The organism is Spelaeicoccus albus, from assembly GCF_013409065.1.
GTDB classification, from domain to species: Bacteria; Actinomycetota; Actinomycetes; order Actinomycetales; family Brevibacteriaceae; genus Spelaeicoccus; species Spelaeicoccus albus.
In genome coordinates, this window is record NZ_JACBZP010000001.1 from 1794057 (window position 1) to 1807132 (window position 13076).

A 13076-nucleotide genomic window follows, 5' to 3' on the forward strand; every position below is an offset into this window, starting at 1 on the left:
CCGACCCCCTTAGTATGCGGTCCGCGTGGCCGAAGCATTCCATTCATCGAATGGCGCTACTGCCGGGATGTCGTCGGGAACCGCGCGCGTGACCTGTAGCGATCGCTCTTCCACGGGAGTGTCGAAGTAGTCGTAAAAGACCGCGTCGTCAAAGCCCCCGGCCGCGGCGTCGTGCCTGTCGGCCGCAAAGACTATGCCGTCCACCCGGGCCCACAGTGACGACGCCAGGCACATGGGGCACGGTTCGCAGCTCGTATAGAGCATGGCTCCGGAGAGATCGAATGTGCCAAGTGCCGCGCACGCATTGCGGATTGCCGAGACTTCGGCGTGGGCGGTCGGATCGTTATTGGCCGTGACACGATTCGTGCCTTCGAAAACTCGGCCGGAGGCGTCGACGACGACTGCTCCGAACGGTCCGCCGTCATTGCGGACGTTTTCGACGGCCAAGTGCACGGCCCGGGCCAAATGCGATTCGGCCCCGGGATCGGTGGTGTTCATCATGGCGACTTCCTTGCCTCGGGGCAGGGCCGGGGCGGAGGCGGCCAAAGCGCCGGCATCGCTACGACCCTGCACGTGGTGTAGGTCCAGTTACGCCTGGTAGATAGCACCGGGTCTAGCGGTGCCCGCCGTGGGCTGCCACGACACTAGCAGCGAAATGTGAGCTGCGCCATAGTAAAAAGCGAAATTTTGAAATATGTACTTCACATGGTGGAAATTGTGGTTGTCGGGAGTCGGGTGTGATGCTAATCTCAAATAAGCCTAAGGCGGGCTCTTTCGATGACGGAGAGCTATCTACCGGGCGCACTTAATCGAGAACTACTAAGTAGCGGCCGGTTCACCGCGTGAGTGGGCGCGTCGGCGTTCGCCTGCGGCGGAGCGGCAGCTACCGGAAGATCGGAGTCGCCATGGAACGCCCCAGTCTCACAGTGAACGGCCGGCTGCGACGGGTCGACCCGGCCGGTGTTCATACGACGGCGCTGCAATGGCTGCGCTCGGACGGTCTCACGGGCGTCAAGGAAGGGTGCGCCGAGGGCGAATGCGGTGCGTGCGCCGTGATGGTCGCGACCCCGGACGGTGACGGCGGGACGGCATGGACGTCGATGAATGCGTGCCTGATCCCCATTGCCGCGCTCGACGGGCAAGAGATCGTCACGGCCGAAGGCGTCGGTACCTCCGAGCGTCTGCATCCGGTGCAAGAGGAGATGGCCGAGCGCGGCGGGTCCCAGTGCGGGTATTGCACGCCGGGATTCGTGTGCAGCATGGCTGCCGAGTTCTATCGCCCCGACCGGCAAAGCGACGCCATGGGCCGGCCCTGCAACGAGCACGGGCCCAACGGATTCGACCTCGAATCGCTCAGCGGCAACTTGTGCCGTTGCACCGGGTACCGGCCGATCCGCGACGCCGCGTACGCGCTGGGCGCGCCGGACGCCGGCGACGTGCTGGCGCGGCGGATGAACGACCCGGCCCCCGGGCCGGTAGGCACCGATCTGAAAAAGTCCGACGGCCGGTTCGTCCGCCCGGCCGGCCTGGAGAACGCGCTGACGCTGCTTGCCGACAACCCTGGTGCGCTCCCGGTCGCCGGGTGCACGGACTGGGGAGTCGACGTGAACATTCGCGGACGCCGCGAATCCCTCGTCGTCGCCATCGACAGGCTGCCCGAGCTGTGCGCTATCGACGAGTCCGACACCCACGTCGATATCGGCGCTGCGGTGCCGTTGACGCAGATCGAGCAGTGGGCACACGGCCGCGTCCGGCTCCTGTCGCAACTTGTGCCGCAGTTCGCCTCCCGGCTCATTCGCAACCGTGCCACCCTGGGCGGCAATCTCGGCACCGGATCGCCGATCGGCGATACGCCGCCGGCTCTGCTGGCGCTTGGAGCATCCGTTGTGCTGGCATCGCGCGACGGCGAACGCGTCGTTCCGCTGGGCGATTACTTCACCGGGTACCGGCAAACGGTACGAGCCGACGGAGAACTCATTCGCGCCGTCCGGATCCCGCTGCCGTGCGCACCGATGACGGCCTTCCACAAGGTCGCCAAGCGCAGGTTCGACGACATCTCCAGCGTCGCTATCGGGTTTGCGCTCGACATCGACGACGGGCAGATCACCGCCGCGCGAATCGGACTGGGCGGGGTGGCCGCCACGCCGATCCGGGCCGTGCACACCGAACAGGAGCTGGTCGGCCGCCCGTGGAACTCCGACACCGCTCGGGACGCCGCTGCCGCTCTCGGCCGCGAAGGCACGCCAATGAGCGACCACCGCGCCAGCAGCGAATATCGCAGCATCATGCTGTCGCAAGCCATGCTGAAATTCTTCGCGGAGTCAGGATCCGCACCGACAACGATCGGAGTCACCCCATGAGCGCCTTGTCCGAACGCCCAGACGGCGCCGTCGTCGGCACCCGTGAACCGCACGAAAGCGCGGATCTCCACGTGACGGGGCGTGCCCTCTACACCGACGACATCGCCATGGCCCGAAAAGACGCGTTGACCGCGTGGCCCGTGCAAGCGCCGCACGCCCACGCCGCTGTGACGGCGATCCGTACCGAGGCCGCGCTCGCTGTCTCCGGCGTCGCGTACGTCTTGACGGCGTCCGACGTGCCGGGCGTCAATGATTCCGGGGTCTCCGGCGACGAACCGCTTTTCCCCGGAGAAGTGCGGTACTACGGCCAAGCGGTGTGCTGGGTTCTGGGGGAGACGGCCGAGTCGGCGCGGCTCGGCGCCGCCGCCGTCGAGGTCGACTACGATCCGTTGCCGTCCATCATGACGCTTCCCGAAGCGATAGCGGCCGGCAGCTTCCAGGGAGCACACCGCGTGACTCGGCGCGGCGACGCCGACGAGGCGCTGGCGTCGGCCGCCCATGTCTTCGAGGGACTGACCGAGATGAGCGGCCAAGAGCATTTTTACCTCGAGACGCAGGCATCGCTCGCCTACGTCGACGAAGGCGGCCAAATGTACGTACAGGCCGGCACGCAGCACCCCACCGAGACGCAAGAGATCGTGGCGCACGTGCTTGGTCTGCCCAGCAACGCCGTCACCGTCCAAAACGTGCGGATGGGCGGCGGGTTCGGCGGCAAGGAATGGCAGCCGCACGGGCTGGCCGCTGTCGCGGCGCTCGGGTCGATGTGCACGGGGCGTCCGGTCCGGCTGTCGCTGAACCGCAACCAGGACCTGACGATGACCGGCAAACGCCACGGCTTTCACGTGCCGTGGACGGCCGGTTTCGACGGTGACGGGCATATCGTCGCGCTCAAGGCCGAGTTGACGGCGGACGGCGGGTGGAGCCTGGACCTGTCCGAGCCGGTGCTCGCCCGGGCGCTTTGTCACCTGGACAATGCGTACTGGATCCCGAACGTGGAAGCGTCCGGCCGAGTGGCCAAGACGAACAAGACCTCCCAAACGGCATTCCGCGGGTTCGGCGGGCCGCAAGGCGTCTTCGTGATCGAAGACATCCTCGGCCGGTGCGCGGCGCCCCTCGGTTTCGACCCGGCCGAACTGCGCCGCCGCAACTTCTACCGACCCGGCCAGACGACCCCGTACGGGCAGCCGGTCCGGCATGCGGCAAGGATGCACGACATCTGGTCGCAGCTGCTGGCCGACTCCGGCTTCGACCGGCGCAGCGCCGAGATCGAGGCGTTCAACGCCGGCAGTCCGCACACCAAGCGGGCGCTGGCAGTCACCCCCATCAAATTCGGCATTTCGTTCAACGTGGCCGCGTTCAATCAGGCCGGCGCGCTCGTACTCGTGTACAAGGACGGCTCGGTGTTGATCAATCACGGCGGCACCGAGATGGGGCAAGGGCTGCACACCAAGATGATCCAGGTGGCGGCCACGGCGCTCGGCGTCGAGCGGTCACGGGTGCGGCTGGTACCGACCAGAACCGACAAGGTGCCCAATACGTCGGCTACTGCCGCAAGCACCGGCGCCGATCTGAACGGGGGCGCCGTGAAGAACGCATGCGAACAGATCCGCGAACGCCTTGCCGGCGTGGCCGGCGGAATGCTCGGGGCGAATCCGTCCGACGTGCGGTTTTCCGGCGGAACTGTGATGGCACTGGGAGTGCACGACAAGGAGCTGAAATTCGACGACGTCGTGAACGCCGCCTATAACCAGCGGGTGCAACTGTCGGCGTCCGGCTACTACCGGACCGAAGGGTTGCATTGGGACGCCGAGTCCTGGCACGGCTCGCCGTTCAAGTATTTCGCCTACGGGGCAGCGGCGTCCGAAGTCGAGGTCGACGGGTTCACCGGGGCGTACCGGACCAGGCGCGTCGACATCGTGCACGACGTGGGCGACTCGCTGTCCCCGTTGATCGACATCGGCCAGGTCGAAGGCGGATTCGTGCAGGGCGCCGGCTGGCTTACGCTGGAAGACCTCCGATGGGACACCTCCGACGGCAACGGCCGCGGCAGGCTGCTCACCCAGTCGGCGAGCACGTACAAGCTGCCGAGCTTTTCCGAAATGCCCGGCGAATTCAATGTGACGCTCTTCGAACGGGCACATGAGGACGGCGTCGTCTACGGCTCCAAGGCCGTCGGGGAGCCGCCGCTCATGCTGGCGTTCAGCGTACGCGAAGCGTTGCGCCAGGCCGTCGCGGCATTTGGACCTGCCGGCCGGGAGACCGAGCTTGCGCACCCGACGACGCCCGAAGCCGTGTTCTGGGCGCTGCACGAGGCGCGCGGGGCCGCCGACCCGGCGGAAACGGAGGCGAGCAATGTCGGTGACGAAATCCTTGCCGGAGGCTGACTACGATTGGCTCGCTGCCGTCCGCGAACTGCGCGCGCGGCGGGAGCCCTGCGTGATAGTGACGCTGGCCGGCGTCCGCGGTCACAGTCCAAGGAATGCCGGCGCCAAGATGATCGTGTCGTCGGGCAGCGTCAGCGGCACCGTCGGCGGCGGTAACCTCGAGGCGACCACCATTGCGCGGGCCCGCAGCATGATCGCCGGCGGCGCCGTCGAGCCCGCGATGATGGTGATTCCGCTGAACGACAAGGTGCGTACCGAGTACGGCCGGCAATGCTGCGGAGGTGAGGTGACGATCATGCTCGAACCGGTGCGGGTTCCGCCGACCATCGCGATCTTCGGCGTCGGACACGTCGGCATCGAATTGGCAAGGATTTTGTCGCGGCACGAAATCGACTTGTTCCTTGTCGACTCGCGGGAGGACATGCTCACCGGGGAGCGGCTGGCTCCGATCATGGACGGTCCGGCCACTATCGAAGTACGCAACGCTCCGGTGCCCGAGTCCGTACTTGCCGAGCTGCCGGCGTCGGCGCACGTAGTCATCATGACGCATGATCACGCCGAGGACATCGCCGTGTGCGATGCAGCGTTGCGGCGGCCCGACCTGGCATCGATCGGGCTCATCGGGTCGAGCGCGAAATGGGCACGTTTTCAGGTGCAGCTCCGGGCCGAAGGACATGGTGACGACGACTTGGCGCGGATCACCACGCCGATCGGACGCCGCGACATCGCCGGTAAGGATCCCGCCGCGATAGCCGTGGGTGTGGCCGCCGAGCTACTGGCGGCCCTGACCGCATCCTCGGTCGGTTGAGCGAGCGCGCCTCACGCGCGCAGCTGCTCCCGGGCAATCCGCCGTCCCAGCTCGGTGAGTAGCCGGGTCGGCTCGGCCAAGCACACGTCGAGATCCGGCTCGACGTCGACGAGCGAGTAGACGGCACGAATAGACGCGCCGGCCAGATCGTCATCACCCAGTTCATTGGCGCCGCACACCGCCACGACGGGGACGCCGCGGTCTCGGGCAAACGCCGCGGCACCGGCAGGGGCCTTGCCGCTCAGGGTCTGGCGATCCAGTTTGCCTTCCCCCGTGACGAGCAGGTCGGCACCGTCGAACTTCTCAGCGAACCCGACGAGCTCGAGCACGACGTCCACGCCCTGGCGCATAGTGGCACCGAGCACCGTCATGGCGGCGTACCCCATGCCCCCGGCCGCGCCGGCGCCGGGACGATCCGCGGCGGCGGCATCCACCAGGCCGGCGAATCGTTCCAACGAGTCGTCGAGCAAAGCCACGTCGTGCGGGTCGGCGCCCTTTTGCGGCCCGTAGACCGCAGCCGCGCCGTCCGGGCCGGTCAAGGGATTGTTCACGTCGGTGGCCAGTACGATCTCGGTGTCGGTGAGGCGGGAGTCGAGCCCGGTGAGGTCCACCCGGCCGGCTTGGGCGAGGCCGCCGCCGCCCGGCGGAACCGGGGAGCCGTCCCCAGTCACGATCCGGACGCCGAGCGCTTCGAGCATCCCGGCGCCGGCGTCCGTCGTGGCGCTTCCGCCGATGCCGAGTACCAGAGTGCGAGCGCCGGCGTCGAGCGCGGCCTTGATGAGCTCGCCGGTGCCGCGGCTGGTGGCTCCCAGCGCGTCCAGACCGTCGCGGGACAGGAGGGCGAGCCCCGACGCCGTAGCCATCTCGATGACTGCCGTGTCGCCCAGTAACGCGTATTCGGCTTCGACCGGAGTGCCGACCGGCCCGGTCACGGTCTCGGATTTCGACACGTATCCGGCGGCCAGAGCGGCAGCCACCGTGCCGTCGCCGCCGTCCGCGATCGGCACCGATGCGATACGGGCGTTCGGCGCGATTTCGCGGATGCCGGCAGCCACGGCGGCGCACACGTGCGCGGCATCCAGCGAGCCTTTGAATTTGTCCGGGGCGACGACAATACGCGGGGAGTGAGCAGCGTCTTCATTAACGTGTGCCATACGAGCGAGCATAAGGGGTGGTTCGCAGTACCCGTGCCGGCGTACTCATCGTGAGACGGCGGCGCGCCTTCGCCAAGGAGACGCTGAAGGCGTTGCCCAAGGGGACTCGGTCGTTACGACGCGGAAGCGGCGGTTCGCCATGAGTCCAGCCGCGTCTTCCGGTTGAGCCTGCTGATCCGGCGGGCGTTTCGAAGGTTCGGACGACGGGACGGGTATTCGAACTGCACAAAGTCGCCTACCGGCGGAAGAACAGGCGCACGACAACTATCAACAAGACGATCATGGCAGCGAATCCTGCGACGGCGGTGAGGAGACCGAACACGATTGGTGCGCTCATGGCTTCACGCTACCGGACGACGCGTCCGCCGCCTGCACAAGTTGCTCATTCCACATGCTCGTGGCGGAAACCGATGATCACCGTTGAGGCGATGAGTGACAGCCCATAGAACGAGAACATTCCCAGGGCCATCATGAAACCGTTGTCGACGCCCATCAGGCCCATGAGCGGTGACGAAATTGCTGCAGCGCTCAAGGCGGACGCTCCCATCAGTGCAGCGGCGATACCCGCATTCGACGGATGCCTGGCCAGCCCCATCGTCCGATTGTTCGGAGTGACGAGCTGCTGGAAGCCGATACACAGCCACGAGAACGCCGCAACACCGGCGAGGCCGACCGTCGGCGCGGCAATCATCATCAGGCAGGACGACGTCAGCGCGCCGGCCAGTCCGATGAGGGCTACCCGGTGCGACGAGAATCGTCTGATCAGGAGCGGCCCGAGACGGTTCATGAACAGCATCACGACCGCGCCTCCGGTCAAAATGAGCCCGTATGACTGCTCGGACACGCCGTACCAGTCTTGCGCGACGAAGCTCAGTCCCGAGATGTAGCAAAAGCTTGCCGCCATCATCGCGGCCTGTGACAGCGCCGAACCGACGAAAACCCGGTCCGCAGTCACGATTTTCAGACCCGTCGCCAATTTTGCCTGCCGGATTGACTGCCGATGCGGCTGCGTCTCCGGCAATGCGAAAAGCGCCGTCACGGCCAATGCCATCGACATGGCCGCCTGAACGAGGAAGATCCCGTGCCAGTCGGTCCACAGCAGTAGGCCCGAGCCGATCAAGGGTGCGACGATCGGGGCGACCATGGAGACGAACATGATCGCCGAATAGCGGATCGATGCCTCCCGTCCCGTTGAAATATCGCGGATGATCGCTACGGCAATAGCCGGCGCCGCGGCCGAACCGGCCCCCTGGAGCGCGCGGAAAATGATGAGTGTGCCGATTCCGGGGGCGAGTGCCGAAAGCACCGAAAACACCACGTGAATCCCGAGCCCCGCAATGAGCGGCCAGCGCCGGCCGAGCGCGTCCGTGATCGGGCTGAGCACGAGTTGTCCGGCCGCCATTCCGAGAAGCGAGCCGGTCAACGTGGTTTGAACCGCGGCTTCGGACGTCGCAAAGTCGTGCGTGATCTGCGGAAGCGCCGGCAGATACATGTCGACAGTCATGGGGCCGAGCGCTGACATGAGGCCCAAGAGCACTATCAGGCCCCGGTGGGACCCTTTTTGCTGCGCACTGACATGGCGCATGGTCGTTGAATCGGCCTTTCACAGGTGGAGATTGACTTCAAGCATCGTATCCAGGTACGCGATGCCGATTCAGCGACCGTCCGGCGGCGCTTCGTCCTTCACGTGTTTCAGCGCGTCGGGAACTGCAGTGCGCAAGAGCAGTACCGTGACGACGGCGCCGACGAGAAATAACGCCGAACCCCACCAAAAAGCGGCGATATAGCTCGCGATTGCGGCATGCGCGATCGGAAGGGCCACCGAAAGACGGTTCGTGCTCAAGTACGCGGAGGCGGCTTGGATGGCCAACGTGTTCAACACCGCCGTGCCGACTGCGCCGCCGACTTGCTGGCTCGTGTTCACCGACGCGGACGCCGCTCCGGCATCCGCGGGGTCGACATCAAGGGTGGCCAGGTTGATACTCGTCGGGAATGCCAGGCCGAGACCCAACCCGAGGAGAACGAGTGGAAGCAGCAAGACGCCCACGTAGCTGCTGCCGAGGTCGATTCGCGTCAAAAGCGCCAGCCCGATCGCCGCGAGCAGGAGGCCCGTCGGCAACAGAATCCTCGGACTCACTCGCCGAACAAGAACGACATTTCCGGTGATCGATGCCAACACCATGCCGCCGACGGTCGGCAAGAATGCGACGCCCGCTTGCAGCGCACTGTATCCGAGGGTCTGCTGCACGTAATAGGTCACGAACAACAGAGCCCCGAACAGGCCGGCGCCGGCCAGAAATAGCGCCACAAATGCCGGCCCGCGATATCGGTGGCCGAGGATGCGAAGCGGCAGCAACGGGTGTCGTACACGGGTCTGGATCACCACAAATGCCGACAGCAACACGAGAGCCGCGATCAAGAAGCCGATGGTGACAGGGTCGTCCCAGTTGTTCGTGTTTCCCTTGACGGCGTTCGAGAACCCGTACACCAACGCAAACAAGCCACCGGACACCGTCAAAACGCCGGGCGCATCCAAGTGCGCCGCCGTCGTCGAGTGATGCCCATGAAACAACACGAGCGCGCCGAGCAGAGCCAATACCGCGAACACGATGTTCACGTACAGGCACCAGCGCCAGGACAGGTATTCGGTGAGAAAGCCGCCCAGGAGCAGTCCGACCGAGGCGCCTCCGCCGGCAACCGCGCCGAAGACACCGAACGCCCGCCCACGTTCCTTGGGGTCGGTGAACGTTGTCGTGAGCAGCGAGAGTACCGATGGGGCAAGTAGCGCCGCAAAGCACCCTTGAACGGCGCGGGCCGTGACGAGCATGGCGAAGCTCCCCGCTGCGCCGCCGACCGCCGACACGGCCGCGAACCCCGCGAGTCCGATCATGAGCGTGTTCTTGCGGCCGAGCAAATCGGTCAGCTTGCCGCAGAACAAGAGCAAGCTGCCGAACGCCAGCGCATAGGCAGTGATGATCCACTGCCGGTCGGCAGTGGTGAACCCCAGTGACTTTTGCGCCGACGGCAGCGCGATGGTGACAACCGTGGCATCGAGGACGATCATTAGCTGCGACAGCGCCAGGACGGCAAGCACCCACGCATGATGACCCTGTGAATCGGTGCGATGCGCGGGCGCGTGTCGCCGTCCCGCGTGCCGATGAGAGGCTGCGAAGGCTTCGTCAGGTGCCGACAACTCTTTGGTGATAGCTCCTCTCGGGCATGCGTGCTCCGGAGGGCGAATGCTCGCTCATTTTCACTTTAGCGCCACTGCGAATACGTTGGCGGTGCCGACAACGTTTACTTCAAGCAGCCCTGCTTCAATCAGCCCTGCTTCAATCGCACTCGCGCATCCGGGACCGATAGCGAAGAGGGGACACCGGGTGCATGAGGGTGAGCGCCGGTTGCAATCGTCTGTCGGTCAACGCACGTAGCCACCGTTGGGCCGAAGACGGCATTCGCAGTCCGCGCGGCGGCTCTGGGAGCTGAGCGAGAAGTTGCTCTCGGCTTGACCGGGCTGCCGCCCCGGCGCGTTGTGCGCCTACGGTTGAATTGTGACGAATCGACTCCAGTTTTCGCAGTCCCCGTACTTGCTCCAGCACGCCGACAACCCGGTGGATTGGCGCGAATGGGACGACGACGCGTTCGACGAGGCCGTGCGACGCGATGTCCCGGTGCTGCTATCGGTCGGCTATGCCGCGTGCCATTGGTGCCACGTGATGGCGCACGAGTCGTTTGAAGACGAAGCGACGGCGCGCCTGATGAACGAGAACTTCGTGTGCATCAAGGTCGACAGGGAGGAACGCCCCGATGTCGACGCCGTCTATATGAACGCGTTGCAGCTGATGACCCGGCAAGGCGGCTGGCCCATGACGGTCTTCCTCACTCCGACGACGCGGGCGCCCTATTACGCCGGTACCTACTACCCGGCAACTCCGCGGTACGGCAGCCCGTCTTTCCGCCAGGTGCTGGCGGCGTGCAAGGAAGCGTGGGACGACAGGCGCGATCAGCTCGAAGACAGTGCGGTGCGGATTGTCGAGCACCTCGCGGCGTCCGCGCCCGAGGCCGGCGAAGCCCCGCCCGGCAATGCACTGCTGTCCGGGGCGATCCCGCGGCTGGCGGCCGATTTCGACGCCGTCAACGGCGGATTCGGCGGTGCGCCGAAATTTCCGCCGCCCATGACGCTCATTCAGCTCATGCGGCATGTGGCAAGGCTTCCGGACGCCGAGGAATCGGCCGAAGCGCGCACTATTGTGTCGTCGACCTGCCGTTCCATGGCGCGCGGCGGCATCTACGACCAGCTCGCGGGCGGCTTTTGTCGCTATTCGACCGATGCGACCTGGACGGTGCCGCACTTTGAAAAAATGCTCTACGACAACGCCCTGTTGCTGCGCGCGTACACGGAATGGTGGCTCGCCGACCGCGACTCCCTTGCCGAACGCATTGCCCGCGAGACTGCGCACTGGATGATCGCCGAGCTGCGCACCGACGACGGCGCTTTCGCATCGTCCCTGGACGCCGACTCGGACGGCGTCGAAGGCGCCTACTACGTGTGGACTGCCGCCGAACTGGCCGATGTACTCGGGGCAGCGGACGGCGCTTGGGCGGCGGACCTGCTGGGCGTCACCGAGACCGGTACTTTCGAGGGCGGCGCCTCGGTGTTGCAATTGCGTGCGGATCCCGAGGACGATGCCCGGTGGGCACGCGTGCGTGCAACGCTTGGCGAATCACGACATGGCCGTACCCGGCCCGGACGCGACGACAAGATCGTCGCCGCGTGGAACGGATTGGCCATCTCAGCACTTGCCCGCGCCGGCAAAGTATTCGACGACCCGGATTTCCTGTCCGCGGCCGAGGGCGCCGCGGAATTCGTCCGCAGGGTCCATATGAGCGGCGACCGATTGGTCCGGACGTCGCGGCTCGGCACGGCGGGGACGAGCGCCGGCGTCCTCGAGGACTACGGCGCAATGGCAGGGGCGTTCCTCGACCTGTATCAGGCGACGGGCGACGGCACCCGGCTGCGTGACGGCGAGATGCTCCTGGATGCCGCACTGACCCATTTCGCGCCGGATCCTCCAACTGAGTTCTTCGATACCGCTGATGACGCCGAGCAGCTGATAGTGCGCGGCGCGGACCCGACGGACAACGCAACTCCGAGCGGACGGTCGGCCCTTGCCGAAGCACTCGTGGCCTCTGCCGCCCTGACCGGATCGGAGCGCCATCGGACGGCAGCACACAGCGCGCTCGCCGTGTATGCGTCGTTGGCACTCGGTTACCCGCGTTTTGCCGGATGGGGCCTCGCTGCAGCCGAGGCGCTGGCCGACGGCCCGCGGCAGATCGCCATCGTGGAAGCAGCCGGATCGGATCATCGCCTCCAAATCGAGGCTTGGAACAACGCCACCGCCGGCGGCGTCGTCGCCGTACGGCAGGCAGGGGCACCGCCGTCCGTGCCGCTCGTCGAGAACCGGACCGCTCGCGACGGTCTGGATACCGCGTATGTATGCCGGGGATTCGTTTGCGATCTGCCAACGTCCGATCCGGCCGAACTACGCCGGCAGCTCGCGCAATAGCCGGCCAACGAGGTCGCGACGCGAAGTCTCCGGCTCCGAACCCGGCTCTGGCCACACCGGAGGATCTCTGGTTACTGTGACGATATGAAACTTTCGCTTGTCGACGAACTGTTGCTCCTGTCCATGCGCGACGGCGACGGCAAGCGCCTGATCGGCGGCACCGAGCTGGCGTGCGGGCTCGCCGGCGCGACGCTGGCGGATCTGGTTCTCGACGGCCTCGTCACGATCGAGGAGAACAAGGTGGTGCCCGCGGCGGAGCAGGCCGACGGCCCGCCGACGTCCGGCCCCCACGACGATTTATATAACCGGATCCTGGAGCAGACCAAACCGCATAAGGCCGCGTGGTGGGTGGAAAAGCTGCAGTCGACCAAACTCGTCAACGAGCGGATCGAATCGCTCGTGGACAGGGGACTGCTCAAAGAAGAGGTCGTGTCGTTCCTCGGCATCTTCCATCGTGCGACTTATCCGGAGAACAATCCGGCGCCCGAAGCGGCATTGCGCAGGAGGTTGGATTCCGTGTTCGCCGGCGCGAGTGCCGACGAACACCTCGGAGTACTAGTGGCGCTCATGCACGCGACGGGTTTGGCCGGCCGGCTCTATCCGGAAGTGCCGAAGAAGCGGGTTGAGGAGATCGCGGACGCCGCGCCGCTCGGCAAGGCAGTCAAGGGCACTATCGACGGAATGCATGCGGCGATCGTTGCCGCGACGACAGTTGCCACCACGGCGGCGGTCTCGGCTGCGACGTAGAGCATGATCGACCGCTCCGCGTGAGCATATGACACGTTGTAGGCTCACGCGGAACG

The 13076-nt window shown here is 66.0% G+C and carries 9 protein-coding genes; 5 read left to right on the top strand and 4 right to left on the bottom strand.

Annotation, left to right across the window (positions count from 1 at the left end; translation table 11 throughout):
- Positions 1–9 precede the first annotated feature (9 nt).
- Positions 10–498 (bottom strand): nucleoside deaminase, encoded by a 489-nt coding sequence (locus BJY26_RS08285; RefSeq protein WP_179429863.1) that lies wholly within the window; start codon positions 496–498, stop codon positions 10–12.
- Positions 499–905: 407 nt separating this feature from the next.
- On the opposite strand from BJY26_RS08285, the gene BJY26_RS08290 reads away from it, so the two are divergent.
- From BJY26_RS08290 to xdhC, 3 genes are read left to right on the top strand one after another with little or no spacing between them, the layout of a single operon-like run.
- A complete protein-coding gene (locus BJY26_RS08290; RefSeq protein WP_179427286.1) occupies positions 906–2360 on the top strand; it encodes a xanthine dehydrogenase small subunit in 1455 nt (484 codons plus the stop codon).
- Positions 2357–4744: a xanthine dehydrogenase molybdopterin binding subunit gene (gene xdhB / locus BJY26_RS08295; protein WP_179427288.1), complete on the top strand. Its 2388-nt coding sequence runs from the start codon at positions 2357–2359 to the stop codon at positions 4742–4744. The genes BJY26_RS08290 and xdhB overlap by 4 nt, the downstream gene beginning before the upstream one ends.
- Complete coding sequence (xdhC, locus tag BJY26_RS08300) at positions 4713–5552, top strand: xanthine dehydrogenase accessory protein XdhC (RefSeq protein ID WP_179427290.1); 840 nt, start codon at positions 4713–4715, stop codon at positions 5550–5552. The genes xdhB and xdhC overlap by 32 nt, the downstream gene beginning before the upstream one ends.
- Positions 5553–5563: 11 nt before the next feature.
- Here xdhC and BJY26_RS08305 read toward each other — a convergent pair whose 3' ends face one another.
- From BJY26_RS08305 to BJY26_RS08315, 3 genes are all read right to left on the bottom strand, one after another.
- A complete protein-coding gene (locus BJY26_RS08305) occupies positions 5564–6706 on the bottom strand; it encodes a glycerate kinase (protein WP_179427292.1) in 1143 nt (380 codons plus the stop codon).
- A gap of 382 nt (positions 6707–7088) precedes the next feature.
- Complete coding sequence (locus tag BJY26_RS08310) at positions 7089–8291, bottom strand: multidrug effflux MFS transporter (protein WP_179427294.1); 1203 nt, start codon at positions 8289–8291, stop codon at positions 7089–7091.
- A gap of 69 nt (positions 8292–8360) precedes the next feature.
- Positions 8361–9800 (bottom strand): MFS transporter, encoded by a 1440-nt coding sequence (locus tag BJY26_RS08315; protein WP_237249116.1) that lies wholly within the window; start codon positions 9798–9800, stop codon positions 8361–8363.
- Between the two features lie 457 nt (positions 9801–10257).
- On the opposite strand from BJY26_RS08315, the gene BJY26_RS08320 reads away from it, so the two are divergent.
- Both BJY26_RS08320 and BJY26_RS08325 read left to right on the top strand, forming a co-directional pair.
- A complete protein-coding gene (locus BJY26_RS08320) occupies positions 10258–12273 on the top strand; it encodes a thioredoxin domain-containing protein (RefSeq protein WP_179427296.1) in 2016 nt (671 codons plus the stop codon).
- 84 nt (positions 12274–12357) lie between these two features.
- Positions 12358–13020 (top strand): GOLPH3/VPS74 family protein, encoded by a 663-nt coding sequence (locus BJY26_RS08325; RefSeq protein ID WP_179427298.1) that lies wholly within the window; start codon positions 12358–12360, stop codon positions 13018–13020.
- Positions 13021–13076: the final 56 nt, after the last annotated feature.